This is a genomic window from Microbacterium sp. ET2 (assembly GCF_030347395.1).
GTDB classification, from domain to species: domain Bacteria; phylum Actinomycetota; class Actinomycetes; order Actinomycetales; family Microbacteriaceae; genus Microbacterium; species Microbacterium albipurpureum.
In genome coordinates this window covers 3,126,079-3,150,086 of record NZ_CP128170.1, presented here as the reverse complement: position 1 = coordinate 3,150,086, position 24,008 = coordinate 3,126,079, and the positions used below count along the sequence as shown (strand labels likewise).

The window sequence follows — 24,008 nt, the reverse complement described above, 5'->3', positions numbered from 1 at the left end:
TGCCCGGGGGCAACCCTCCTCAGCCTATCAGCGTCGGGCGGGGCACACCCCTGGCGCGGCCCGACTGATCGTGCCTACGATGCGGGCATGGAGACCCACGGCATCGGCGACTTCCGCGAGATCCGCTCCGACGACGAGCGTCCCGTACCCCTCGACGACGACGCCGAGCTCGAGCTTCCGCCGCCCACCATCGATCCTCTCGAGCGCATCGAGGACGACGGCGACGAGCTCGTCGCCGAGGAGCGCGATGCCGCGATCGAAAGCGGTCACCTCGAGCCCTGAATGCCGTTGGCGTCGCTGATCAGGATCGTTCGATGAGCCGTGCCGGCGCGGTTCCGCCACCTCCCACCGGCACGTAGTCGGCGTGCTTGGCGTCGAGACCGTCGCCGGCGGTCCTCCCCCGCAGCCGCCGCCAGACCCACGGCAGCGCATCGCGGCGGAGCCAGCTGCCGACGGCGGGCGGATCGTCGTCGGCGTGGAGCGCCGCGTCGAGCCGGCCGAGGGCCTCGGCGTCGGGGACCCCGAGCGTCTCGGCTGCGCGATAGGCCAGGAAGCGGTGTCCGCGGGAGCGCAGGTGCACTCTGTCGTCTGCCCAGAAGCCGACGTCTCCAATGGCGGGATGGGCATCGAGGTCGAGGAGCATCGCCCCGGTCTCCGACGCGACGCGCCGCAGCTGATCGGCGTACCGGGCGAACCGTCGGGAGAACACCCGGGCTTCGCGACGGCGCGGGAGGAACGGGGTCACCAGGAGGACGTCTATGCCCCCGTCACGCAGGCGGCGCACCGCGCCGGCGACCTCGTCGGCGAGAGCGACCGGATCGGCGCGCGAGCCCACCAGGTCGTTCGCCCCGATGAGGATCGACACCAGATCGGGCTTCATCGCCAGCGCGTGAGGCACCTGCACCGCGACCACGTCGCGCACCCGGCGGCTGCGGACGGCCAGGTTCGCATACTGCAGGGGCGGCGTCTCCCCCGTCCCCCGGGGACGCGCCAGCAGTTCGGCGAGGCGGTCAGCCCACCCCCGATACTCGCCGGACGGCATGCGCGAGGAGTCGCAGAGGCCCTCGGTCAACGAGTCTCCCAGGGCGATGAACCGACGCCAGCGCGGTGCGGAGATCACCGGCGCGGGAGCGGCGGCGGGGCGACCGAGACCCCGGACGAACTGCGCATCATCGATCGGACGCAGCCGGCGAGCCTCCTGGTAGTGCTCGAGCAGCTGGTCGCACACCGCCGCCCAGCTACGTGCACGAACAGCGTCGGCCGCGGCGGCGGCGAAAGCGTGCCGTTTGGCCTCATCACCGAGGAGGTCGGCCACGCGGGCGCGGAGGTCCGCAAGGTCGCCGGGCCGGTACAGCCAGCCGTCCACACTCGAGCGCACGAGGTCGACGGGCCCCCCGGTGCCGGTGGCGACGACGGGGACGCCGCTGGCGAGAGCCTCCTGGATCGTCTGGCCGAATGTCTCGCTCTCGCCGGGATGGACGAACACGTCGAAACTCGCCAGCGCCCTCGCGAGGGCGTCCCCCCGCAGGTGTCCGGTGAAGATCGCACCGGGGAGCATCCCCTCCAGTGCCGGGCGGGACGGCCCGTCGCCGACGATGACGAGGGTGGTGTCCTCCAACCCGTCCAGCGCGCGGAGATCGGCCACCTGCTTCTCGGGAGCGAGCCTGCCGACGTAGCCGACGATGCGCCGACCCGGAGCGATCTCAGCCCGCCAGTGGTCGCTCCGCCGCGCCGGGTGGAACAGATCGGTGTCGACTCCGCGCCCCCACCGACGCACCCGATCCACCCCGAGGGCGTCGAGCTGGGCCATCGACGTCGACGACGGAGCGAGGGTCAACGTCGCACGCCGGTGCATCCGGGCGACGTGGGAACGCACCAGGGCAGTGGCCCGCGGCATCCCGTATTTCTCGGCGTAGGCGACCACATCGGTCTGATAGACCGCGACGGTCGGCACGCGCAGCGTGTCGGCGGCGACCACGGCCTGCCACCCGAGCACGAAGGGCGAGGCGAGGTGCACCACATCGGGGCGGAAGGCCCGAAGGATGCCGGCGAGGCGGGCGGCACGGGCGAAGACGACCCGCACCTCGGGGTAGGAGGGAAGCGGCACCGAGCGCAGCAGCCTCGCATCGGCGCCGTGGAGACCCGCGACCACCCCTTCCTCGGGAGAATCACCGGCCCGCGGGGCGATGACGAGGATCTCGTGCCCCGCCGCCGACAGATGGCGCAGGATCTGCAGCACGGAACCCGTGACCCCGTTCATGTGGGGAAGGAAGGACTCGGCGATGACCGCGACTCTCACGCATCCACCATCGCGGCGGCGGGTGTCCGAAAGGTTGCCGCGGCGCACCTCGTCGTCGAGAATTCACCGTCCGCACGGCGGTGCGTCACCGGTCGTCCTCCGTTCGGTCGCCGTTCACCGCCCGCTGGTACCCACGAAGGTGTGATCGACGATCTGCTGGCCGGCATCTCGGGGAACCCGTGGTCGCTCGTGGTGATGGCGGCACTCGTCCTCGGCGACGCCTTCCTCGTCGTCATCCCCGGCGAGGTGGCCGTGACGGCCCTCGGGGCCCTGGCGGTGGTCCATGGCGCTCCGCCACTTCTCGCGGTCATCGCGGTGGCGGCGATCGCCGCCCTCGCCGGCGACACGCTCTGCTATCTCATCGGGCGCACCATCGGCCTGGATCGTTGGCGGTGGATGCGCGGGCGGCGCGTCCGCGCGGCACTGCGCGCCGTCGGCGATCGCCTCCAGCGGCGCACGGCGGTGGTGCTGTTCACGGCCCGCTTCGTGCCGTTCGCCCGCCTCGCGGTCAATCTCACCGCCGGCGCATCCCGTGTGCCCGCGCCCCGCTACCTGCTGGTGGCGGGGCTCGCCGCGCTCGGGTGGGCCGTCTACCAGTCGCTCGTCGGGGCCATCGTGGCAGCGGTCGTGCCCGGTGGGCCGGTGGCGGCGGTGGTGGTGTCGGTGGTGGTCGCGCTTGTGCTCGGGCTCCTCATCGACCGGCTCTTCGCCCGTCGGACCCTACCGACGGATCGATGAGCCGGCGGCATCACGCGAGCGCGAGTGTCTGCCGCGCGGCATCCGTCAATGCCCTGCCGTAGTGGCGACCGTGCCCGGCGGCGTGCACCGCCAGGGGATGCAGCTGATGGAGTGGAAGGCGGTCGCGCCACCCGGGGGCGAGGCGGCGACGTTCTTCGTAACCGGCGATGATCTCGTCGAGGAACGGGCAGCCGAAGAGCGCGAGCATCGCCAGGTCGGTCTCGCGGTGGCCGCCGTGGGCGGCCGGGTCGATGAGGACCACCTCGCCCGGACTCCACAGCACGTTGCCATGCCACAGGTCGCCGTGCAGCCGCGCCGGCCCCTCGCCGTCGTCGAACGCTCCAGCGGCGATCGCCGCGCACGCCTGTCGCACGACGTCGTCCTCGTCCTCGGTGAGAAAGCCCGCGGCCCGTGCCGCCGGCAGGAACGGGAGAACGCGGTCGCGCGCGTAGAAGGCTCCCCACGACGGCTCGGCGGCCGCGGGCTGCGACCGTCTTCCGATGAAGAGCGCGGTGATCCCGGGCGGTGGCGAGCCGAAGGCGGGGGCTCCGGCGTCGTGTGTGACGGCGAGTGCAGCGCCGAAGGCTCTCGCAACGGCACGATCGGGAGCCACGGACTCGAGGCGCTCGAGTTCGATGGCCTCCGCGTCCACGTTCACGACGGTCGCGGTGCGCACGCCGCCCGCCTCGGCGAGCCACGCCAGGCCCGCCGCCTCGGCGGCGAAGAAGCCGTCCGGAGCGCCTGGGCGATCCTTGCGGAAGGTCGACCGCCGGTCCGGGCTCATTCTCCCGAGAGCCCGCCGAGCAGGTGCCCGAAGGAGCGGCCCTCCCCGAGGAAATTCGCGGGATCGAAGGGATCAGAAGCGGATGCCGCGGGCCGGCCGGCGACCGCGGAGGCGAATTCCCGTGCGGCACGGTCGATGCGCTCCCCGAGCGGCGAGACCTGATCGCCGGCACCGCCCCAGTCGCTCGACGCGGCGAAGACCCCGGTCGGAACGGGTGAGGCGTGGAGGTAGGTGAACAGCGGCCGGATGGCGTAGTCGATCGCGAGCGAGTGCCGCGCGGTGCCGGCGTTCGCCGCGAGGAGCACCGGCATGCCGGTCAGCGCGTCGGGGTCGAGCACATCGATGAACGACTTGAACAGGCCCGAGTAGCTGGTGGAGAAGATCGGCGTCACCGCGATCAGACCATCCGCCGAGACGACGGCGTTGATCATCGTCTCCAGACTCGGGGGCGCGAAGCCGGTGAGGAGATTGTCGGTGATGGCGTGGGCGTGGTCACGGAGTTCGAAGACGTCGGTGACCGCCTCGTCGCCCTGGCCGCCGAGTTCGCGCACCGCGGCCGTCGCCAGGCGATCGGCCAGGAGGCGTGTGGAGGAGGGGCTGGACAGGCCGGCGGAGATCACGGCGATGCGGCGCGCGGTCATCTCACTCCGCCTTCCTGAAGGAGGCGCCGGTGGCGGCGGGCTGGCGATAGGGGCTCGGTCCGCCGGAGAGGTTGTCGCCGCGGTTCGCGTTGGGGATCGCCTGCGGAGCGGATGCTCCGGCGTATGCAGCGGCGACACGGGCGGCGTGAGTGGGCGCGTCGGGGACGTTCGCGGGACGGCCGGCGGCCAGCTCGCGCCGGAGCGCCGGAACCACCTCACCGCCGAGGATGTCGAGCTGCTCGAGCACCGTCTTCAGCGGCAGCCCGGCGTGGTCGATGAGGAAGAGCTGACGCTGGTAGTCGCCGTAGTGCTCGCGCATCCCCGCGTAGCGGTCGATGATCTGCTGCGGCGAGCCGACGGTGAGGGGCGTCATCTCGCTGAAGTCCTCCAGGCTCGGTCCGTGACCGTACACCGGGGCGTTGTCGAAGTACGGGCGGAACTCCTTCACCGCATCCTGGGAGTTCTTGGCCATGAACACCTGACCGCCCAGACCCACGATCGCCTGCTCGGGGGCACCGTGGCCGTAGTGGGCGAAGCGCTGACGGTACAGCGCGATGAGGCGCTGGTAGTGCTCCTTGGGCCAGAAGATGTTGTTGGCGAAGAATCCGTCCCCGTAGTAGGCCGCCTGTTCGGCGATCTCGGGGGTGCGGATCGACCCGTGCCAGACGAAGGGGGCCACGCCGTCCAGCGGCCGCGGGGTCGAGGTGAAACCCTGCAGCGGCGTCCGGAAGCGCCCCTCCCAGTCCACGACGTCCTCGCGCCAGAGCTTGTGCAGCAGGGCGTAGTTCTCGATCGCCAGGGGCAGGCCCTGACGGATGTCCTTGCCGAACCACGGGTAGACCGGGCCGGTGTTCCCCCGGCCGAGGGTCAGGTCGACCCGTCCCTGGGCGAGGTGCTGCAGCATCGCATAGTCCTCGGCGATCTTCACCGGGTCGTTCGTGGTGATCAGCGTGGTCGCGGTGGAGAGGATGAGCCGTTCGGTCTGGGCGGCGATGTAGGCGAGCGTCGTGGTCGGCGACGACGACCAGAACGGCGTATTGTGGTGCTCGCCGAGGGCGAACACGTCCAGCCCGACCTCTTCGGCGTGGCGCGCGATCGTTATCGTCGCCTGGATACGCTCCGATTCGCTCGGGGTGCGCCCCGTCGTGGGGTCTTCGGTGATGTCGCTCACCGTGAAGATGCCGAACTGCATTCCCGGCCAGGTGGGGGTGTTCACGTCTTCTCTCCGCTCTCTCGCCGCGCGGTGCCATCCGCCTCGAACGAGTACATGCAAATGAATGTATCTGAGACAACGCCTGTCGCTCCAGGCTATTCCCGGCACGGGGGCGGCGACCGAGCCGCGCGGGCGGTGCCCGGGTTCCCGGGCCGACGGGCGCGGTGACGGATAGTCTGATCTCAACCCGGGGAGGTGACCATGTCCGGCAACAGCGCGCCACCCACGGCAGCCACCCCCACAACCGGCACGACGCGCACGAAGCGCCGCACGCCGTTCTTCGACAATGCGCGATTCGGATGCATCGTCCTGGTCGTCCTCGGCCATGCGATCCAGCGCCTCACCTACGACTCCGACATCGCCCTGTCGATGTACCTGCTCATCTACGCCTTCCACATGCCGGCGTTCGCGCTGATCTCGGGGTACTTCTCCAAGTCGGATGCGCCGGGCAAGCGCCAGATGGCGCGCGTGCTCACCGATATCGTCGTGCCCTACGTGATCTTCGAGGGGCTGTGGGTGCTCACGAAGTGGATCGTCGAGGGCCAGGCCGACCCGAACCTCACCCGCCCGTCGTGGACGCTGTGGTTCCTCCTCGCCCTCGGCATCTTCCGCGTCGTGCTCCCCTACCTCGCACTGCTGAAATGGCCGCTGGCGTGGACCATCGTGATCTCCATCGGCGCGGGCTATCTGCCGAACATCGACTCGACCTTCTCCCTGTCCCGCACGCTCGGACTCCTGCCGTTCTTCACCCTCGGATGGTGGCTCCGTGAGCACCGGGTCATCGAACGGCTGCAGCTGCTGGACCGTCGACCCTGGTGGACCTTCCCGGCCGCCATCGCGACCTTCGTCCTGGCCGGCTGGGCCGCGTGGTTCTTCGTCGACGAGTGGAAGCAGATGAACCTCGCGACCTGGTTCTTCTACGACGACTCCTACGCCGACCTCGGCGGAACCCAGTGGTGGGCGGGAGGCGTGCGCATCGCTCTGATGATGATCGCCCTGGTCCTCTCCACCGCTTTCTTCATCCTCATTCCGCGCGGACAGAAGTGGTGGACCCACTTCGGGCAGTACACCATGTACGTCTACCTGCTCCACTCCTTCGTGCTCTACCCGTTCCGCGAGTCGGGGGTGCTCCGCGGCCTCGAGCCGACCTGGCTGTGGCTGCCGCTGGTGTGCCTGCTGTCGGTCGGCATCGCGCTGGGTCTTGCCACGAAGCCGGTGCGGCGCATCTTCCGCCCGCTGATCGAACCTCGACCGCGCTGGCTCTTCGCTGATCCCTCGCTCGCAGGGTCGGAGGGTCGGCGATCCGACCCGACCGGTTCACGCCGACCGCCCGAGCCGCCCAGGACGCGCCCCGCCGCCCCGCCGCACGAGGCGCGCGGGCCCCTGTGACGGTCCCGCCGGAGCGTGGGCGTAACACTGTGACAGCCGCCGCGTAACACGGCGCCAGGCACCCGTGTCGCCGACGTAGCCTGTGGCCATGACCGACCTGTCGCTGCCGATCCTCGACCTCTCCCGCCTCGACTCCGGACCCGCTGAAGCCGCCGCTTTCCGCGACGAGCTGCGCGAGGCCACGCACCGGGTCGGATTCTTCTACCTCACCGGCACGGGGGTCGGCCCGGAGCTCGAGAATCGCCTGCACACCGCGGCGCGGGCGTTCTTCGACCTCCCCGAGGCCGACAAGCTGGCGATCGAGAACCTCAACAGCCCGCACTTCCGCGGCTACACCCGTATCGGCGGCGAGCGCACTCAGGGCGAGGTCGACTGGCGCGAGCAGATCGACATCGGGCCCGAGCGCGAACCCGTCACTGATCCGGATGCGGCGGACTTCCACCGTCTGACCGGACCCAACCTCTGGCCGGCGGCGCAGCCGGAGCTGCGCGAGGTCGTCACCGAGTGGCACGACAAGCTCACCCGGATCTCCCGCGTTCTGCTCCAGCAGTGGGCACTGGCCCTGGCCGCCGAGGCCGATCACTTCGAACGGCACTTCGGAGAGCCGGCGAGCCTGATAAAGATCGTGCGCTACCCCGGCACCACCGAGCCGGAGCCGCAGCAGGGTGTGGGCGCGCATAAGGACTCCGGCGTGCTGACGCTGCTGTGGGTCGAGCCCGGCAAGGGCGGCCTGCAGGTCGAGCGCGAGGGCCAGTGGGTCGATGCCCCGGCCGTGCCGGGCGCCTTCGTGGTGAACATCGGCGAGATGATGGAGTACGCGACCCAGGGCTATCTCGTCGCCACCAATCACCGGGTGATCTCGCCGCGCTTCCCCGACGACCGCATCTCGGTGCCCTTCTTCTTCAACCCCGCTCTCGACGCAGCGCTGCCGCTCGTCGAGCTGCCGGCAGAGCTGGCCGCGCGGGCGAGGGGCGTCACTGAGGACCCGTCGAACCCCATCCACTCGCTGTTCGGCGAGAATGCGCTGAAGTCGCGGCTGCGGGCGCATCCCGATGTCGCCGAGCGGTGGCACGCCGACCTGCTGGCAGCCCGCGCCTCGTCCTGACCGACTCGTCGCGAAAAGGAGAGAGCCGCCCGACACCTCGGGCGGCTCTCACAAGAACGTTTGCGCGATTGAACGCTGGACGCGATTAGCGGCGCAGCCCCAGGCGCTCGATCAGCGAGCGGTAGCGCGCGATGTCGATGTCCTGGAGGTAGCCGAGCAGACGGCGGCGCTGACCGACGAGCAGGAACAGCCCACGACGCGAGTGGTGGTCGTGCTTGTGCTCCTTGAGGTGCTCGGTGAGGTCCTTGATGCGCTGCGTCAGCATCGCGACCTGCACCTCGGGGGATCCGGTGTCACCGGGGTGCGTCGCGTACTCTTCGATGATCGCCTTCTTGACGTCTGCTTCGAGTGCCATAGATGGGATCCCCTTTCTCCTCATTGCGCGGTGCCCGACGCCTGATGCGCGAGCTCTCTTTATCCGCGGCCGATCCAACGGCAACTGCACGAGTCTACCAGTCCTCCCCCGCGATGACGACGCGTCGGTGGACGGTCGGCTACCGGCGGAAAACGGACGATGCGCCGGCCTGCGCTGTCCCGGCGCCCGCCTGCGCCATAGGGTCGCGACATGACCACGGATGAGCTCGCGACCGAATCCCCGAAGATCTCGCGGCTTCCGGGGATGATCGTGCTGCAGTTCACTCTCGCCGGGGTCGTCTGGGGCTCGAGCTTCCTCTTCATGAAGGTCGCCCTCGAGGGTGTCGGGCCCGGTCAGGTCGCGTGGGCACGTCTGGTCCTCGGCGCCCTCGCGCTCGGGATTCTCGTCGCCATCCGACGCGAGCGGCTGCCTCGCTCGCTTCGCATCTGGGGACACATGACCGTCCTCGCGTCGACGTTCTGCGTCATCCCGTTCCTGCTGTTCTCGTGGGCGCAGCAGCACGTCACGTCGGGCCTGGCCAGCATCTACAACGCCACGACACCCATCATGACGGCGATCATGGCGGGCCTGCTCCTGCGCGTCGAGCGGCTCAGCCGGAACCAGATCACCGGGATCGCGGTGGGCATCAGCGGGGTGGTCGTCATCATCGGGCCCTGGCAGGGTCTGGACCTCTCGCAGAGCGTCGTGGCGCAGCTCGCGATCCTCGGAGCGACCGCGTGCTACGGGTTCAGCCTGGCCTACATGCGGCGATTCGTCGCCCACACCGGGATGTCGGCGCTGACGTTCTCCTTCCTCAACATCGGGATCGCCGCGGCGATCATGATCGTGCTGACACCGGTGGTCGCGTGGGCTCCGGTGCAGTTGACCCCAGCGGTCGTCGTGAGCCTGACCCTCCTCGGCGCCCTCGGGACGGGCCTGGCGTACATCTGGAACCAGAACGTCGTGCGGGCATGGGGACCGACGCGCGCGTCGACGGTGACCTACATCACCCCCGTCATCGGCGTCGCCCTCGGCATCCTGATCCTCGGGGAGCGGCTGAGCTGGAACGAGCCGGTGGGAGCGCTCGTCGTGTTCGCCGGCATCCTCCTCGCCCAGGACCGCGTCCGCGTGGGCCGCTCGTCGCGTTCCACGGGGTCATCAGCGTCCTGAGCGGCGGATGCTCCCCGGGGTCTCGCCCGTGATCCGCTGGAACGCCCGGCTGAATGCCGCCTCCGACCCGTAGCCGAGCTCGGATGCGACCGCACCGACCGTGTCGCCGCGCAGGAGCAGTCCGCGTCCGACCCTCATCCGCCACTGGCTGACGAACGTCATCGGCGCGACGCCCACGACCTCGGTGAAACGCACCGCGAACGAGGTTCGAGACATCCGTGCCGTCGAGGCGAGGGCGCCCAACGACCAGGGGTGACCCGGTGCGCGCTGCACCGCCGCGACGACGCGGCCCAGCTGCGGATCACGCGCGGCGGCCAGCCATCCGCCCGTGGCCGATCCGTCACGGGCGATCCATGCGCGGACGGTCTCGATGACGAGGAGGTCCGCCAGTCTGGTCGCCATGGCACTCCCCCCGGGGCGCGGGGAGACCATCTCCTCGCGCAGCAGAGGAAGAAGAGCGCGGGCGACGGGGTACTCCTCGGAAGCCGCGGTGACAACGGGCGGCAACACCTCCAGCATCCCCTCGACGGCGGGGGACTCGAACGCGACGACGCCGCACAGCAGGCGGAGGTCGGGATCGACGTCGGGTGAACCGATGCGCAGCACGGAGAAGCTGTCGCCGATCATGGTCTGCGGAAGCTCGTCGGCCCGGCCGAGCACAGCGCCGCCGGGGCGACACGAGATGCGGTGACCCAGCCCTCGCGGCACAAGGGCGAGCATTCCCGGATCGAGCCGGAGGGGCTCGGCGCCGTCCACCTCCAGGTAGGCGGTCCCGGTGTCGACGATGTGGAAGCTCAGGGTGTGGTCGATCTGCGGCATCTCGACGGCGGCGGTGCCCGCCGCCTCCGTCCAGCAGTAGAACGCCCCGCGCATGCGCACGTGGAAGAGCGCGGTGGTCAGCTCGTCGGCCGTGTCCCACGGCATCGTCATGGCGGTCACCATATGTGCGTCCTTGAACGAGCGATCAAGTAATCCGTATCACGGACGATAGATCATTCAGGCACGGACCTCCAGGGTGGGTACACGTCTACGAAAGGATCAGTCATGAACGTCATCGTGATCGGAGCGACCGGCGGCTCGGGCCGAGCGGCATGCGAGGCCCTCCTGGATCGCGGGCACAGCGTGACGGCGGTGTCGCGGCACGCGTCGCACCTGCCGGCGCACGAGCGGCTCCGTCGCCTCGACCTCGACGCGTCCGACGTCCGCGCGCTCGATCGCGCGCTTCCCGGCCATGACGCGGTGGTCGTGACCCTCGGCATCTCCGAGCCCGCCGTGCGAGTGCGCCTGCGAGGGCCCCGTGCAACACTCGGCGACATCCGGTCGAGGGGAACCGCCGCCGTCGTCGATGCCGCCCGCCGGGCCGGAATCCGCCGAATCGTCGTGCAATCCTCCTACGGCGTCGGTGAAACGCGCGACCGGCTGACCCTCGCGGATCGCGTTCTCTTCGCGCTGCTCATCCGACCCCAGATCGTGGACTCCGAGATCCAGGAGGGCGTGCTGCGCGGCTCCGACCTGGACTGGACCATCGTGCAGCCGGTGTACCTGACCGACACCGACGACATCGAACACCACGTGTCCGAGGACGGGACGGTGCGCGGTCGCCGCGTCAGTCGCGCGGCGGTCGCACGCGTGCACGCCGAGTTGGTGGAAACCGGCGCAAGCGTCGGGCGCACGGTGTCCGTGTCGGGGTGACCAGCGGGATCGGCGTCAGCCGACGGCGATGAGGTCGATCACGAAGATCAGGGTCTTGCCGCCCAGGAAGTGTCCGCCGCCCTCGCCGTAGGCCAGGCGCGGAGGGATGACGAGTTCGCGACGTCCCCCGACCCGCATGCCGGGGATGCCGTCCTGCCATCCCTGGATGAGACCGCGAAGCGGGAACTGGATGCTCTCACCCCGGTTCCACGACGAGTCGAACTCCTCACCGGAGTCGAACTCGACACCGACGTAGTGGACGGTCACCTGGTCGCCGGGGCGAGCCTCCGCGCCCTCCCCGACGATCAGGTCGCGAATCTCCAGCTCACTGGGGGCGGGTCCGGCGGGGGCGTCGATCTCGGGCTTGGTGCGGTCATCGGTCATGGCTCCATCCAAGCCGAGGCGTCGCTCCCGGTCAACGCGACCGGCGTGGCGGAGGGGGTCTTGACAGCCGCAGGCACGGCTCGGCATCCTGAGGTCAGGCAAACTCAGCGCCCGGTAGACACGCAGGCATCGCCGCGGCACCGGGCGCTGAGTTCTTTCCGGCCCTCCGCCCGCCCGCGATCAGGGGGCGAACAGTGCGGCGCGGGCCGCGGTGACCCGAGCGAGGAGGACGTGCTCGTCCTCGGCGGCACGAGGGTCGCGGCCGGTGATCGACCGCTGACGGGTGGCCGCGAGCGCCGTGGCGTCGTGGATGAAGCCCTTCATCGTCGCCGTGCGATCGCCGCGCAGCCCCGCCGCCCACGCCAGCGCGGCGCGGCGACCCGAACCGGTGGCGAGCATGTCGACCTCCTGGGAGGTGAACCATCCCGCCGTGGCGTAATCAGACAGTCGTTCCCGGGTGAGGCGCGCCTCCTCCCTGCGCAGCCCCAAGATCCCCAGGATGAAGAGGATGAACAGCGGCACCTGAAGGGTCAGGTAGAGGCCGAAGAAGTCCCCGAAGACGGCCGAGCCGTTCCAGAACGCATGGAGCAGGATCGCGCCGGCGAGCCCGATGAGGAAAGGACCCACGGCATCGCGCACCCTGCCGCTCCGCCGCGCGGCCAAGCCCAGAGCGAACCCGATGACGCTGGTGAACATCACGTGCGCGAACGGGGAGAGGATGCCGCGGAGGAAGAAGATCTGCGAGACGTCGGCGACGCCCCCCTCGATGAATCCGATGCCGAAGTACTGGATGTTCTCGGTGAAGGCGAAGCCGGCACCGACGAGCGCGCCGTAGACGATGCCGTCGACCGGGCCATCGAAGGCCCGGCGGGCGGTGAGGAAGATCAGCAGCACCCCGAGACCCTTGGCGACCTCCTCCACGACGGGCGCCTGAACGACCGCCGACAGCGCGTCGCCGAGCGGCGTGGAGTCGAATCCGAACAGGAAGCCCAGCATCAGGTCGACGCCCAGGGCGATTCCGACCGATGCGATCGCCCCCCAGGCGACCGCGAGCACCAGGAGGCCCCGGGGCTCGGGCTCCCACCGGTCGATCAGCCGGATGGCGAAGAGGACGCCGACGAGGGGGATCAGGGCTGCGACCCCGCCGATGAGGGATGCCGCCGGGCCGAGTGCGTTGAGGAAGTAGCCGAAGAGCGCGATGAGGATCAGCACGAGCAGCGCAGCGATCCACAGCGGTGCCGTGCGCCCGGCGCGGGGCAGGGCCGCAGCGGAGGTGGGAAGGGGCACCGGTTCGGGTGAGACCCGCGCCTGGGGGATCGACGCCCCGTGGGCGACCTGCGGCTGGGCGAAGACCGTGGGAAATGCCGGGGGAAGAAGCGAGGGACGTGCGCCCCCGGGGCCGGCCGAGTTCGTCATGGCGAACAGCCTATGCGGGCGCGCTCCGCGCCGAGGGGGCCCGACCGTTTGCGTATACCGTGGAAGGATGCGCTTCGCCCACGTGACCTCGTCGGACCATGCGCGGCCCCGCCTCGTTCTCGTCCCCGGCGACGATGAGGCCGTCTTCGTCGATGAGCTCTTCCCCGGAGCGCCCGCCACACTGCAGGCGCTGGTCGAGGGCGGCGAAAAACTGCTCGAGGCCGTCGCGGAGGCCGCGGACGACGCGCCGCGGCACCCTCTCTCCCCCTTCGGGTTCGCCTCGGCCGTCCTGAGTCCCCCGGCCATCCTCGCGGTGGGCCTGAACTACGCCGCCCACTCGGGCGAGCTCGGGCTGAAGACGGATGCGACGCCGACGGTGTTCGTACTGTGGCCGAACTCTCTCACCGGTCACGAAGGCACGACATCGTGGCCCCGCCGCCTCAGCGAATCGGTCGACTACGAGGCCGAGCTCGGAGTGATCATCGGACGTCCCGCCAAGGACGTCTCCGTCGAGGCCGCGCTCGATCACGTGTGGGGGTACACCGTCGTCAACGACATCACCGCTCGCGACATCCAGTTCTCCGAAGCGCAGTGGTCACGGTGCAAGTCGTTCGACGGCTTCACCCCGACCGGTCCGTTCGTGGTGACCGCCGATGAGGTGCCCGACCCGCAGGACCTGCACATCTGGACCGTGCTGGACGGTCGCACCCTGCAGGACGCGTCGACCGGGCAGATGGTGCGGTCGGTCGCCACTCTCATCACCTCGCTGTCGCAGTCGGCCACCCTCCTGCCCGGCACCCTGATCTCCACCGGCAGCCCGGGCGGGGCGGGGTACTCCCGAGACCCTCAGGTCTTCCTCCGCGACCACTCGACGGTGACCGTCGGGATCGACGGCATCGGCGAGCTCACCACGCACTGCCGCATCCTGGACTGACGAGGAAGCGCTCGACAGGGATCAGTTGCAGGTGATGGTGCCGCCACCCTCCAGGGTGTGGACGCCCGGGCCGAGTTCGGCACACGCGGCGGCGAGGCCACCGACGATTGCGGTGACGACGAGGATGCCGACGATGATGCCGATCACCATCAGCACCGCGCTGATGATGATGGCCGCCAGCGCCCATCCGTTCTTGACCCCGGCCTTGCGGCTCTGCACGAGAGCGACGATGCCGAGGATCAGGGCGATCAGCTGTGCGAAGAACGACAGCACGAACGCCACGATGCCCAGGGTCTTGCCGGGAACGGGCGCGCCCGGCGCGGGCTGGGAGTTGTACGCGGGCGGAGGCGCGGAACTGTAGGCGGGCGGGTTCTGCGGAGCGCTCGGCGGAACGGCGCTCGGATTCTGCGGATCGGTCACGTTGGCTCCTTGGTGCAGGGAAGCGGTTCAGGGTTGCGAACGAACGCTATCGGTCCGTGCGCGGGAGCGCCAGCCTGACGCGCCGCGTCACGAGTGGGTCAATCTGCGGACTCCGCGACGAGGTTCTCAGCCGGCAGGATGAGCGGGATCGCGGCCGTGGTCGCCTCCAGTCCCGACAGTCGTGCGGGCGAGAGCTGCTTGGCGACCTCCTCGCGCGACATCAGCCCCGCCTCCACGACGAGGTCGGCGATGTTGTGGCCCGTCAGCAGCGCGGTCTTCGCCAGCGCGGCGGCGGCGGCATAGCCGATGAAGGGCGTGAGGGCCGTGACGACTCCGACGGAGGTGCCGACCATGGCACCCAGTCGCTCTCGATTGGCGGTGATGCCGTCGATGCAGTTCACGCGCAGCGTGTGCATTCCGCGACGCATCCAGGTGATCGACTGGAAGATCGAGTGCGCGATGATCGGCTCGAAGGCGTTCAGCTGCAGCTGACCTGCCTCGACCGCCATCGTCACGGTGAGGTCGGCTCCCGCCACCGCGAAGGCCACCTGGTTGACCACTTCGGGGATCACGGGGTTCACCTTCCCCGGCATGATGCTGGAGCCCGCCTGGCGGGGCGGGAGGTTGATCTCACCGAATCCTGCCTGCGGGCCGGAGGAGAGAAGGCGCAGATCGTTGCAGATCTTGGAGAGTTTGATCGCGTTGCGCTTCAGCGAGGCGGAGAACGACATGAACGCGCCGGTGTCGCTGGTGGACTCGACCAGGTCGGTGGCCAGCTCCAGGTCCAGACCCGTGATCGACCGCAGGTGAGCGAGCACCGCGGTGCTGTAACCGGGCGAGGCGGTGATGCCGGTGCCGATGGCCGTCGCACCCATGTTGATCTCGTAGAGGAGGTAGGCGTTCTCGGTGAGCCGGTTGTAGTCCTCGCCGAGTGTGGTGGCGAAGCCGTGGAACTCCTGTCCCAGTGTCATCGGCACGGCGTCCTGCAGCTGCGTGCGACCGACCTTGAGGACGTCGTGGAATTCTCGCGCCTTCGCCAGGAACGAGTGCCGGAGCAGGTCGAGCTCGTCCAGGAGCGTCTTCAGATCCAGGCTCAGACCCACCTTGACCGCCGTGGGATAGACGTCGTTCGTGGACTGGCTGCGGTTGGTGTCGTCGATCGGCGACAGGAACGCGTAATCGCCCTTCTGCCTTCCGGCGAGTTCGAGGGCGATGTTGGTGATGACCTCGTTGGCGTTCATGTTCGTCGAGGTGCCGGCACCGCCCTGCACCACGCCGACGACGAATTGATCGTGGTACTGACCGTCGATGACCAGCTGCGCGGCGCGATCGATGAGGTCGGCCTTCATCGCGTCGAGGACGCCGATGTCTCGGTTCGCCCGCGCCGAGGCCTGCTTGACCATCGCGAGGGCCCGCACCAGGTCTCGGTACACCGAGATGGGGCGCTTGCTGACCGGGAAGTTCTCCAGCGCCCGCGCGGTGTGGATGCCCCAGTAGGCGTCTGCGGGAATCTCCAGGGATCCCAGCGAATCCGATTCGGTGCGGGTGCGCGTCGTTGCGTCCGGAGCCATCGATAGTCCTTTTGGGTCGCGGCGGTCGGTGATCCCCCGAGCCTAGTCACGAGTCACCGGCTCCTCGGTGGCCCTGGTGTACAGGTGGGGCAGGAGCACTGTCCGCAGCGTCCCCTCCAGGGTGTCAGCGCCGCTTGCGCGAGAAGGCCTCGAGTCTGGCCTCCGGGCTCAGACGCGCCATCCGCTCTGCCCACTCCGGTGTGAAGTAGTCCCCCGTCGGAGCGTCCACGACGGGGACGACGTCGTGCGTGATCGTCGTCGGGTACACGCGGACGACGTGGAACGACTGCCCGGCGTCGAAGCCGTTGACCTCCAGCGCCGGGAGGCCGAGGTTCATTCCGTAGCACGTCGACGACGCGACCGAGACGGGGATTCCCGCGAACGTCGCGCTGGTGGAGTAGTGCAGGTGGCCGGCGAGGATCGCGCGGACATCCGTCCCCTCGAGCACGCGGGCGAGGCGGCTCTGGTCGCGCAATTCGAGGATGTCGAACAGCGGGAGCGGCGAGGGGATCGGGGGGTGATGCATGGCGAGGATGGTGCCGAGGGGCGCCGGCGCCGTCAGCACGTCGGACAACCACGCCAGCTGAGCGTCGTCCAGATCGCCGTGGTGCCAGCCGGGCACCGTGGTGTCGATGCCGACGATACGGAGGCCGTCGAGGTCCCACACCCGGTCGAGAGGCGCCTCGCTCGGCTCTTCGTCGAGCAGGTGTCGGCGCATCGCCGGGCGTTCGTCGTGGTTCCCCGCCACCCAGACGACGGGGGCGCCCAGTGCCGCGGCCACCGGCTCGACCAGCTCGCGCAGACGCCGGTACGCATCAGGCTCTCCAAGGTCGGTCAGGTCGCCGGTGACGACGAGGGCGTCCGGTCGCGGGCGCATCCGCTCGATCAGTCGGAGCGTCACCGCGAGATGCTCCTCGGTGTCGATCCCCGGCCCGTGCAGAGCTCCGCCCGCCAGCAGATGGGTGTCGCTCAGGTGCAGGAGCGTGCGTTCGGGCGGGGGGTACTGTCCGAATCGGAGGGATGCCGCGTCCATTCCCCGAGCCTAACCAGCCCCACCCCCGCGGTCCCGCCGCGTCCGACCCGGAATGTGCGGGATGAGCACTAGTGGTTGACGACGATGAGCACAATGCCGCCGATCACCGCGAGCGCGCAGACCGTGAAGCATCCGTATGCGCCGATGTAGGACACCTGCTTCTGGCGGTCCGTCAGAGGACTCTTCCTCGCGGCCTTCTCTGCCGCCTTCGCCGCGCGGCGCGCTTGCTTCGCGGAGATCACGGTGATGGCGTCGGTGAACTCCGCCGGCGTCACGACAGGAGCACGCCCGCTGCGGACGAGGAGGCGGAGCCCGAGGGCGTAGAACAGCACGACCGTCGTCGCCGCGATCAACGCGGCGAGGAAGACCTCGACGAACGCCAACCAGTCGATCGAGATCATGAGCGCTCCCCCTTGGTCCCGGTGCGCTCACGCGGGGCGGCCGCTGAGCCCTGGTCGATCTGCTCGGAGCGACGCGTCCGCTCGCGACGCGTGGGCGGCGGGTTGCGCGGGACCTTGATCGCCGCACCCGAATCGGCGACCTCGCTCATCGCATTGGCCGCGTTGACCGCGTTGCGACGCGAACGCAGATAGATCGCCAGCACCACCACGCCGGCGGCGACCGCGTCGATCAAGATCCCCCAGGTTCCCAGCAGAACGACCACGAACGCCGCGAGGGCGCCTACGGCACCGGCAGCCGGGAGGGTGAGGAGCCAGCCGACCATGATGCGGCCCACCGTCCGCCAGCGCACGATCGAGCCCCGGCGGCCGAGACCGGAGCCGATCACCGAACCCGACGCGACCTGGGTCGTGGACAGGGCGAATCCGAGGGCGCTGGACGCCAGGATGGTGGAGGCCGTGGACGACTCCGCGGCGAATCCCTGAGCGGGCTTGACGTCGGTGAGCCCCTTGCCGAGCGTGCGGATGATGCGCCATCCGCCCATGTAGGTCCCGAGCGCGATGGTGACGGCGCAGGCGATGATCACCCAGAGCTGCGGGTCAGGAGTCGCACTCGACTGCCATCCCACCGTGATGAGCGCCAGCGTGATGACGCCCATCGTCTTCTGGGCGTCATTCGTGCCGTGCGCGAGTGCGACGAGGGAAGAGGTGAAGATCTGTCCCCACCGGAACCCGTCACGGCCGTCGGGTCTGCCGTCGTGTCGCCGCGTGACGGCGTAGGCGATCTTGGTGGTCGCGAAGGCGATCACACCCGCGGTGAGCGGGGCGATCAACGCGGGCAGGATCACCTTCGACATCACCACGCCGAGGTCGATCGCCGCGAAGCCTGCCCCCACGATCGTGGCGCCGATCAGTCCGCCGAACAGGGCGTGCGAGGAGCTGGAGGGAAGACCCAGCAGCCAGGTGAGCATGTTCCAGGAGATGGCGCCGATCAACCCCGCGAAGATGATCGCGGGGAAGATCGCTGCGGAGAGCTCATCCTCCCGGATCATCCCTCCCGAGATCGTCTTGGCGACCTCGGTGGACAGGAACGCTCCGACAAGATTCAGCACGGCCGCGAGCAGGACGGCGACCTTGGGCTTGAGCGCACCGGTCGCGATCGGCGTCGCCATGGCGTTGGCCGTGTCGTGGAACCCGTTCGTGAAGTCGAAGAACAATGCCAGCACGATGACGAGCACGATGATGAGGGCTGCGGTCTCCACCGTTCGCTTTCCGAGAGTGCCAAAAGGGAGGATGCCGACGGGATCGGCGTGTGCGAACGAAGAGTTCACCGGGAGTTAAGGAACCGGCAACCGGCCAGACAGAATCCTTTCACCGGCCTTGATCCTGGTCAACTCAGGGAGCCGCGACTCCAGGGTGACCTTCGGCGCGTCCGGCGTCCTCCACATGGGGTGATGCGAAGTCGGGGCCGAGGGTGTTGGATGATGCCGCAAGCCCCGGATCGGCCTGGGGGCGAAGGCAGGTGGCCGGATGAAGAAGTGGTCCGTCGTGCTGATCCTGGGCGCGGCACAGTTCGTGATGGTGCTCGACAGCACCGTCATGAACGTCTCGATCTCGACCGTGGTGGCCGACCTCGACAGCAGCGTGACAGCGATGCAGACCGCGATCACGTTCTACACCCTCACGATGGCCGCCACGATGCTGCTCGGTGCGAAGCTCGGCGACATCTGGGGCCGGCGCCGCGCGCTGGTCATCGGGTCGATCGTGTACGCGGCGGGCTCGCTCCTGACGGCCCTCAGCCCGAACATGCTGACGCTCTTCCTCGGTTGGTCGGTCATCGAGGGCCTCGGCGCAGTGCTCGTCATCCCCGCCATCGCAGCGCTGATCGCCGACAACTACGACGGGTCCGATCGGGTGACGGCCTTCGCGGCCATCGGCGCCGTCTCCGGTGCCGCCGTGGCCGCGGGCCCCCTCATCGGCGGATTCATGACCACCTACCTCAGCTGGCGGTACGTGTTCGCGGGCGAAGTCGCCATCATGGCAGTGGTCGTGCTCCTCGCCCGGCGCATCGGTGAGAGGGCGGCGCGCCAGCGCGTCGGGCTCGATGCGCTGAGCGTGCTGCTGTCGGCGGTCGGCCTCGTCGCGGTCGTGTACGGGATGCTGCAGAGCAAGGTCTGGGGATGGATCATCCCGCTGCACTCCCCCGAGATCGGCGGCGTGGCGATCGCACCGTTGGGTATCTCGCTCACTGCATGGCTCATCGTCGTCGGCAGCGTCCTGCTGACGCTCTTCTTCGCCCGTCAGCGCCGCCTGGTCGCTCGGGGAGGCGACCCTCTGCTGCACGCCGAGCTGCTGTCCATCCGCCGGCTGCGCAGCGGCTTGAGCGTGCTGGGCGGTCAGTACGCGATCACGGCAGGGCTGTTCTTCATGGTCCCGGTCTACCTGCAGATGACGCTCGGTTTCGACGCCCTCGAGACGGGCGTCCGCATCTTCCCCCTGTCGGTGTCGCTGATCCTGTTTTCGATCTTCGGCACCCGTCTGTCCACGCGCTGGTCACCGAAACGCATCGTGCGCGTCGGCCAGTGGACCCTGGCGGCGAGCTGCCTCGTGCTGCTCACCGCCGTCGACCCCGAGCTGTCCAGCCCCGCGTTCGGGCTGGGGATGTTCTGTGCGGGCGCCGGCCTCGGACTGCTTGCCTCACAACTGGGAAACGTGAACATGTCGTCGGTCACGGAGAAGGAGACGAGCGAGGTCGGGGGCCTGCAAGGCGTCTTCCAGAACCTCGGCTCCTCTCTCGGCACCGCGTTGATCGGTTCGATCCTGATCAGCACCCTCGCCACATCCTTCACGAGCGGCGTCGCGCAGAGCACGCTGCCCGCCCAGACGCAGACGGTCGTCACCGAGCGCACGGCAGGCGGCGTGCAGATCGTGCCGGCCGACAGCGTGCCGCAGATCGCGACCGACGCGGGCCTCAGCGACCAGGAGGCGACCGAGCTGCAGGCGGTCTATGTCCAGTCGCAGCTGACGTCGCTGCGCACGGCTCTGTTCGGTCTCATCCTGCTCGCACTGGCATCGCTCCTGCTCTCACGCGGCATCCCGGACGAGGTCCCGCCGCCGCGGCGGAAGCGCATCACGGCGCGGGACGCGAGCTCGTAGCGAGCGCCGGAGCGCGGCCCGAGGAGTCGACTAGCGTGGGACGGTGACCACCGCCGCCGCATCCCCCACACCCCCCGTCGCCGCACGCACGCCGATCGTGCGGAGCCATCATGGCGACGACGTCGAAGACGCCTACGAGTGGCTCCGGGCCAAGGAGGATCCGGCGGTCATCGCACATCTGGAGGCCGAGAACGCCTATACCGCGGCGCGCACCGCACACCTGGTGGCCCTGCGGGAGCGGGTGTTCGAGGAGATCAGGTCCCGCACCCTGGAGACCGACCTCTCCGTCCCCAGCCGCCACGGCGAGTGGTGGTACTACGGCCGGACCGTCGCGGGGAAGCAGTACGGCATCCAGTGCCGCGCTCCCCTGGCGTCGCCCGACGATTGGACCCCGCCGCTGCTCTCGCCGGATGCCGAGGTACCCGGTGAGCAGGTACTGCTCGACAGCAACGTCGAGGCCGACGGCCAGGATTTCTTCTCCCTCGGCAGCTTCGACGTCTCGACCGACGGCTCGCGCATGCTGTTCGGCGTCGATGTCGCCGGCGACGAGCGGTACACGATCCGCGTCCGGGACCTCGTGACCGGCCGTCAGCTCCCGGACGAGATCCCCGGCACCTTCGCCGGGGCGAGCTTCTCCCCCGACGGCCGGTTCATCGTCTACACCACGGTCGATGACGCCTGGCGCCCCGACACCGTATGGCTCCACGAGCTCGGCACACCGGTCGCCGACGACGCCAAGCTCTTCCACGAGCCCGATGAGCGGTATTGGGTGGGCGCCGGATTCACGCGCAGCGACCGCTACCTCGTCATCAGCCTGGGCTCGTCGATCACCTCCGAGGAGTGGCTCGTCGACGCCACCGATCTGAGATCCGAGCCGCGGGTGATCTGGCCCCGCCACGAGGGCGTGGAATACGACGTCTCGCACGCCGTCGTCGACGGCGAAGACACGCTGTACATCCTCCACAACGACGGCGCGCTCGACTTCGAGGCTCGTCCGCGTATCCGCGGCCGACCCGCAGGGCCCCCGCCGCAGCGTCATCCCCCATCGCGCCGGCATCCGCCTGCTCGGTCTTTCCACCTTCCGCGACTGGGGTGTGATCGGCTACCGCCGGGAGGGCCTGGCACGACTCGGGATGCTCGACTACGCCACGTCGGCGGTGACGGAGATCGAATTCGACGAGCCTCTGTACTCGGTGGGCACCGGCGGGAACCCCGAGTGGGCTCCGCCGATGCTGCGGCTGTCGTACGGCTCGTTCGTCACCCCCGGCACCGTGTTCGACTACGAGATCGCCACCGGCGCCCTCATCCTGCGCAAGCGCCAGCCGGTCCTCGGCGGCTACGATCCGGCCGAGTACGGGCAGGCGCGCGTCTGGGCCCGCGCCGGCGACGGCACGGAGGTGCCGGTGTCGCTGGTGTGGAAGAAGTCATTCGGCGAGCCCGGCGCGGCGCCGCGCCCTGTGCACCTTTACGGCTACGGCTCGTACGAGCACTCCATCGAGCCCGGATTCTCGGTGCCGCGCCTGTCGGAGCTCGATCGCGGCGTGGTCTTCGCCGTCGCCCACGTGCGCGGGGGCGGGGAGATGGGTCGGCAGTGGTACGAGGACGGGAAGCTCCTGGCCAAGCGCAACACCTTCACCGACTTCGTCGCCGCAGCACACCATCTCATCGAGAACGGCTACACCACCCCCGACCGGATCGTGGCCGAGGGCGGAAGCGCCGGCGGACTACTCATGGGCGCGGTGGCGAATCTCGCACCCGAGAGCTTCGCCGGGATCCTCGCGGACGTGCCGTTCGTCGATGCGCTGACGACGATCCTCGATCCGTCGCTGCCGTTGACCGTCATCGAGTGGGACGAATGGGGAGACCCGCTTCACGATGCCGACGTCTACGCCTACATGAAGTCGTACACCCCCTACGAGAACGTGCGGGAGGGCGTGCGCTATCCCCGTGTTCTCGCGGTGACCTCGCTCAACGACACCCGGGTGCTCTACGTCGAGCCGGCGAAGTGGGTCGCGCGGCTGCGAGAGGTCGGCGCCGACGCGTTGCTGAAGTGCGAGATGGTCGCCGGTCACGGCGGCGTCTCGGGCCGGTACAACGCGTGGCGGGAGCGGGCCTTCGAGCTCGCGTGGCTGTTGGACGTGCTCGGCGTCGCGGACTGACCCGGGGGGCACGACTGCCCGTCCCGGCCTGCTCAGCCGAAGAGCGCGGCGGCCTCGTCGTAGCGGTAGCGGGGGACGGTGTTGAGCTCTCCCAGCGCCTCGGCGAACGGCACCCGCACGATGTCGGTGCCGCGAAGCGCCACCATCTTGCCCCACTCCGCGTCCACCACCGCGTCGGCGGTGTGGAGCCCCAGGCGCGTGGCGAGCACCCGGTCGAAGCCCGAGGGCGAGCCGCCCCGTTGGATGTGCCCGAGCACCGTGGCGCGAGTCTCGATCCCCGTGATGCGCTCGATCTCGGGGGCGAGCACCTCGCTGATCCCGCCCAGGCGCGGACGGTTGAAGGCGTCCAGACCCTTGTCGCTGAACGCCTCGTCCATGCCCTTGAGCTTGAAGCCCTCCGAGACGACGACCAGCGGCGCGCGGCCACGGTCGTGCGCCTTGGTCACCAGCTCGCAGATGTCGTCGATCGTCAGCGGCACCTCGGGGATGAGAATCGCGTGCGCCCCTGCGGCGATCCCGGCGTGCAGCGCGATCCACCCGACGTGGCGCCCCATGACCTCGGCGACCATGCAGCGCTGATGGGAATCGCCCGTGGTGCGGAGGCGGTCCATCGCCTCCGAGGCGATGTTGACGGCGGTGTCGAAGCCGAACGAGTAGTCCGTGGCGCGCAGGTCGTTGTCGATGGTCTTCGGGACCCCGATGACGTTGATGCCGTCCTTCGACAGGCGGTCGGCGGCGGCGAGGGTCCCCTCCCCGCCGATCGCGATGATCCCGTCGATGCGATGACCGTAGAGGGTTTTGGCGATGTTGTCCGCTCCCCCGCGCGACCCCTCGTACGGGTTGGTGCGGCTGGTGCCGAGGATCGTTCCGCCGACCTTCGACAGGCCCTTCACTTCGTGGCGGGTGAGGGGGAAGAAGTCCGCATCCACCACGCCGCGCCAGCCGTCTCGGATGCCGACGAACTCGAGGTTGTAGTTCGTCGTGCCCTTCAGCACGACGCCGCGGATGACGGCGTTCAGGCCGGGGCAGTCGCCGCCGCTGGTCAGGATGCCGATCTTCATGTGTGTCCTCGGTGCTCTCGGGGTGGGGCTATCGGCGACGCTGCCTCACCCCGAGAGTACTGCCGGATGCCGGGGGCACACCAACCCGGT

General features: G+C 69.5%; 22 protein-coding genes and 1 pseudogene. 9 read left to right on the top strand and 14 right to left on the bottom strand.

Annotated elements, in window-relative coordinates; translation table 11 throughout:
* Positions 1–87 precede the first annotated feature (87 nt).
* Positions 88–282 (top strand): hypothetical protein, encoded by a 195-nt coding sequence (locus tag QSU92_RS15205; protein ID WP_289263140.1) that lies wholly within the window; start codon positions 88–90, stop codon positions 280–282.
* A 19-nt stretch (positions 283–301) separates the two neighbouring features.
* Here the strand turns inward: QSU92_RS15205 and QSU92_RS15200 are convergent, their stop codons facing one another.
* Complete coding sequence (locus tag QSU92_RS15200; protein WP_289263138.1) at positions 302–2,299, bottom strand: glycosyltransferase; 1,998 nt, start codon at positions 2,297–2,299, stop codon at positions 302–304.
* A 141-nt stretch (positions 2,300–2,440) separates the two neighbouring features.
* On the opposite strand from QSU92_RS15200, the gene QSU92_RS15195 reads away from it, so the two are divergent.
* Positions 2,441–3,037, top strand: a complete 597-nt coding sequence (locus tag QSU92_RS15195; protein ID WP_289263136.1) for a DedA family protein — start codon at positions 2,441–2,443, stop codon at positions 3,035–3,037.
* Between the two features lie 10 nt (positions 3,038–3,047).
* On the opposite strand, the gene QSU92_RS15190 is transcribed toward QSU92_RS15195, so the two are convergent.
* Genes QSU92_RS15190 through QSU92_RS15180 form a run of 3 tightly spaced genes read right to left on the bottom strand, consistent with a single transcriptional unit; the run spans position 3,048 to position 5,654 of the window.
* Positions 3,048–3,821, bottom strand: a complete 774-nt coding sequence (locus tag QSU92_RS15190; RefSeq protein WP_289263134.1) for a fructosamine kinase family protein — start codon at positions 3,819–3,821, stop codon at positions 3,048–3,050.
* Entirely contained in the window at positions 3,818–4,462 is a 645-nt protein-coding gene (locus QSU92_RS15185) for an FMN reductase (protein WP_289263132.1), read from the bottom strand. The genes QSU92_RS15190 and QSU92_RS15185 overlap by 4 nt, the downstream gene beginning before the upstream one ends.
* 1 nt (position 4,463) lies before the next feature.
* Positions 4,464–5,654 (bottom strand): LLM class flavin-dependent oxidoreductase, encoded by a 1,191-nt coding sequence (locus QSU92_RS15180; protein ID WP_289265925.1) that lies wholly within the window; start codon positions 5,652–5,654, stop codon positions 4,464–4,466.
* A 222-nt stretch (positions 5,655–5,876) separates the two neighbouring features.
* Between QSU92_RS15180 and QSU92_RS15175 the strand changes: the two genes are divergently transcribed.
* Together QSU92_RS15175 and QSU92_RS15170 are read left to right on the top strand one after the other, a co-directional pair.
* Complete coding sequence (locus QSU92_RS15175) at positions 5,877–7,064, top strand: acyltransferase family protein (protein WP_289263130.1); 1,188 nt, start codon at positions 5,877–5,879, stop codon at positions 7,062–7,064.
* A gap of 88 nt (positions 7,065–7,152) precedes the next feature.
* Positions 7,153–8,169: an isopenicillin N synthase family dioxygenase gene (locus QSU92_RS15170; RefSeq protein WP_289263127.1), complete on the top strand. Its 1,017-nt coding sequence runs from the start codon at positions 7,153–7,155 to the stop codon at positions 8,167–8,169.
* A gap of 85 nt (positions 8,170–8,254) precedes the next feature.
* Here the strand turns inward: QSU92_RS15170 and rpsO are convergent, their stop codons facing one another.
* Positions 8,255–8,524 carry a 30S ribosomal protein S15 gene (gene rpsO / locus QSU92_RS15165; RefSeq protein ID WP_017830938.1) on the bottom strand — a complete coding sequence of 90 codons (270 nt, stop codon included), beginning with the start codon at positions 8,522–8,524 and terminating at the stop codon, positions 8,255–8,257.
* A gap of 210 nt (positions 8,525–8,734) precedes the next feature.
* Between rpsO and QSU92_RS15160 the strand changes: the two genes are divergently transcribed.
* A complete protein-coding gene (locus QSU92_RS15160) occupies positions 8,735–9,694 on the top strand; it encodes a DMT family transporter (protein ID WP_289263118.1) in 960 nt (319 codons plus the stop codon).
* Here QSU92_RS15160 and QSU92_RS15155 read toward each other — a convergent pair.
* The gene (locus QSU92_RS15155) at positions 9,683–10,624 is read right to left on the bottom strand and encodes an AraC family transcriptional regulator (RefSeq protein WP_289263116.1); all 942 of its coding nucleotides are present in this window, start codon (positions 10,622–10,624) and stop codon (positions 9,683–9,685) included. The genes QSU92_RS15160 and QSU92_RS15155 overlap by 12 nt on opposite strands.
* 114 nt (positions 10,625–10,738) lie before the next feature.
* On the opposite strand from QSU92_RS15155, the gene QSU92_RS15150 reads away from it, so the two are divergent.
* Positions 10,739–11,386: an NAD(P)-dependent oxidoreductase gene (locus QSU92_RS15150; RefSeq protein WP_289263114.1), complete on the top strand. Its 648-nt coding sequence runs from the start codon at positions 10,739–10,741 to the stop codon at positions 11,384–11,386.
* 15 nt (positions 11,387–11,401) lie between these two features.
* On the opposite strand, the gene QSU92_RS15145 is transcribed toward QSU92_RS15150, so the two are convergent.
* Positions 11,402–11,770 (bottom strand): FKBP-type peptidyl-prolyl cis-trans isomerase, encoded by a 369-nt coding sequence (locus QSU92_RS15145; RefSeq protein ID WP_141937933.1) that lies wholly within the window; start codon positions 11,768–11,770, stop codon positions 11,402–11,404.
* 180 nt (positions 11,771–11,950) lie between these two features.
* Positions 11,951–13,186: a PrsW family intramembrane metalloprotease gene (locus QSU92_RS15140; protein ID WP_289263109.1), complete on the bottom strand. Its 1,236-nt coding sequence runs from the start codon at positions 13,184–13,186 to the stop codon at positions 11,951–11,953.
* A gap of 67 nt (positions 13,187–13,253) precedes the next feature.
* Here QSU92_RS15140 and QSU92_RS15135 point away from each other — a divergent pair, with 67 nt between their 5' ends.
* Positions 13,254–14,120 (top strand): fumarylacetoacetate hydrolase family protein, encoded by an 867-nt coding sequence (locus tag QSU92_RS15135; protein WP_289263108.1) that lies wholly within the window; start codon positions 13,254–13,256, stop codon positions 14,118–14,120.
* A gap of 21 nt (positions 14,121–14,141) precedes the next feature.
* Here QSU92_RS15135 and QSU92_RS15130 read toward each other — a convergent pair whose 3' ends face one another.
* The 5 genes from QSU92_RS15130 to QSU92_RS15110 all read right to left on the bottom strand — a co-directional run bounded on the left by QSU92_RS15130 (position 14,142) and on the right by QSU92_RS15110 (position 18,804).
* Complete coding sequence (locus QSU92_RS15130) at positions 14,142–14,540, bottom strand: DUF4190 domain-containing protein (protein ID WP_289263106.1); 399 nt, start codon at positions 14,538–14,540, stop codon at positions 14,142–14,144.
* 98 nt (positions 14,541–14,638) lie between these two features.
* Positions 14,639–16,111, bottom strand: coding sequence for an aspartate ammonia-lyase (locus QSU92_RS15125; protein WP_289263104.1), 1,473 nt, complete (start codon positions 16,109–16,111; stop codon positions 14,639–14,641).
* A gap of 124 nt (positions 16,112–16,235) precedes the next feature.
* Positions 16,236–17,144 (bottom strand): phosphodiesterase, encoded by a 909-nt coding sequence (locus tag QSU92_RS15120; RefSeq protein ID WP_289263102.1) that lies wholly within the window; start codon positions 17,142–17,144, stop codon positions 16,236–16,238.
* Positions 17,145–17,212: 68 nt separating this feature from the next.
* On the bottom strand, positions 17,213–17,545 hold the full coding sequence (locus QSU92_RS15115; protein WP_289263100.1) for a peptidase: 333 nt from the start codon (positions 17,543–17,545) through the stop codon (positions 17,213–17,215).
* Positions 17,542–18,804 carry an inorganic phosphate transporter gene (locus QSU92_RS15110; RefSeq protein ID WP_289263098.1) on the bottom strand — a complete coding sequence of 421 codons (1,263 nt, stop codon included), beginning with the start codon at positions 18,802–18,804 and terminating at the stop codon, positions 17,542–17,544. The genes QSU92_RS15115 and QSU92_RS15110 overlap by 4 nt, the downstream gene beginning before the upstream one ends.
* Positions 18,805–19,072: 268 nt before the next feature.
* Here QSU92_RS15110 and QSU92_RS15105 point away from each other — a divergent pair, with 268 nt between their 5' ends.
* Both QSU92_RS15105 and QSU92_RS15100 read left to right on the top strand, forming a co-directional pair.
* Positions 19,073–20,698 carry an MFS transporter gene (locus QSU92_RS15105; RefSeq protein ID WP_289263096.1) on the top strand — a complete coding sequence of 542 codons (1,626 nt, stop codon included), beginning with the start codon at positions 19,073–19,075 and terminating at the stop codon, positions 20,696–20,698.
* A gap of 43 nt (positions 20,699–20,741) precedes the next feature.
* A pseudogene (locus QSU92_RS15100) lies at positions 20,742–22,857 on the top strand (S9 family peptidase).
* Positions 22,858–22,889: 32 nt separating this feature from the next.
* On the opposite strand, the gene QSU92_RS15095 reads toward QSU92_RS15100, so the two are convergent.
* A complete protein-coding gene (locus tag QSU92_RS15095) occupies positions 22,890–23,918 on the bottom strand; it encodes an ATP-dependent 6-phosphofructokinase (protein ID WP_289263094.1) in 1,029 nt (342 codons plus the stop codon).
* Positions 23,919–24,008 lie beyond the last annotated feature (90 nt).

What these genes read in the sequence shown, in the direction of transcription:
- QSU92_RS15115 (WP_289263100.1), bottom strand. Translation starts at nt 17,545, where the DNA reads ATGATCTCGATCGACTGGTTGGCGTTCGTCGAGGTCTTCCTCGCCGCG.
- QSU92_RS15150 (WP_289263114.1), top strand. Translation starts at nt 10,739, where the DNA reads ATGAACGTCATCGTGATCGGAGCGACCGGCGGCTCGGGCCGAGCGGCA.
- QSU92_RS15135 (WP_289263108.1), top strand. Translation starts at nt 13,254, where the DNA reads ATGCGCTTCGCCCACGTGACCTCGTCGGACCATGCGCGGCCCCGCCTC.
- QSU92_RS15180 (WP_289265925.1), bottom strand. Translation starts at nt 5,654, where the DNA reads ATGCAGTTCGGCATCTTCACGGTGAGCGACATCACCGAAGACCCCACG.
- QSU92_RS15160 (WP_289263118.1), top strand. Translation starts at nt 8,735, where the DNA reads ATGACCACGGATGAGCTCGCGACCGAATCCCCGAAGATCTCGCGGCTT.
- QSU92_RS15170 (WP_289263127.1), top strand. Translation starts at nt 7,153, where the DNA reads ATGACCGACCTGTCGCTGCCGATCCTCGACCTCTCCCGCCTCGACTCC.
- QSU92_RS15190 (WP_289263134.1), bottom strand. Translation starts at nt 3,821, where the DNA reads ATGAGCCCGGACCGGCGGTCGACCTTCCGCAAGGATCGCCCAGGCGCT.
- QSU92_RS15095 (WP_289263094.1), bottom strand. Translation starts at nt 23,918, where the DNA reads ATGAAGATCGGCATCCTGACCAGCGGCGGCGACTGCCCCGGCCTGAAC.
- QSU92_RS15205 (WP_289263140.1), top strand. Translation starts at nt 88, where the DNA reads ATGGAGACCCACGGCATCGGCGACTTCCGCGAGATCCGCTCCGACGAC.
- QSU92_RS15120 (WP_289263102.1), bottom strand. Translation starts at nt 17,144, where the DNA reads ATGGACGCGGCATCCCTCCGATTCGGACAGTACCCCCCGCCCGAACGC.
- QSU92_RS15140 (WP_289263109.1), bottom strand. Translation starts at nt 13,186, where the DNA reads ATGACGAACTCGGCCGGCCCCGGGGGCGCACGTCCCTCGCTTCTTCCC.
- QSU92_RS15185 (WP_289263132.1), bottom strand. Translation starts at nt 4,462, where the DNA reads ATGACCGCGCGCCGCATCGCCGTGATCTCCGCCGGCCTGTCCAGCCCC.
- QSU92_RS15175 (WP_289263130.1), top strand. Translation starts at nt 5,877, where the DNA reads ATGTCCGGCAACAGCGCGCCACCCACGGCAGCCACCCCCACAACCGGC.
- QSU92_RS15145 (WP_141937933.1), bottom strand. Translation starts at nt 11,770, where the DNA reads ATGACCGATGACCGCACCAAGCCCGAGATCGACGCCCCCGCCGGACCC.
- rpsO (WP_017830938.1), bottom strand. Translation starts at nt 8,524, where the DNA reads ATGGCACTCGAAGCAGACGTCAAGAAGGCGATCATCGAAGAGTACGCG.
- QSU92_RS15105 (WP_289263096.1), top strand. Translation starts at nt 19,073, where the DNA reads ATGAAGAAGTGGTCCGTCGTGCTGATCCTGGGCGCGGCACAGTTCGTG.
- QSU92_RS15125 (WP_289263104.1), bottom strand. Translation starts at nt 16,111, where the DNA reads ATGGCTCCGGACGCAACGACGCGCACCCGCACCGAATCGGATTCGCTG.
- QSU92_RS15155 (WP_289263116.1), bottom strand. Translation starts at nt 10,624, where the DNA reads ATGACGATGCCGTGGGACACGGCCGACGAGCTGACCACCGCGCTCTTC.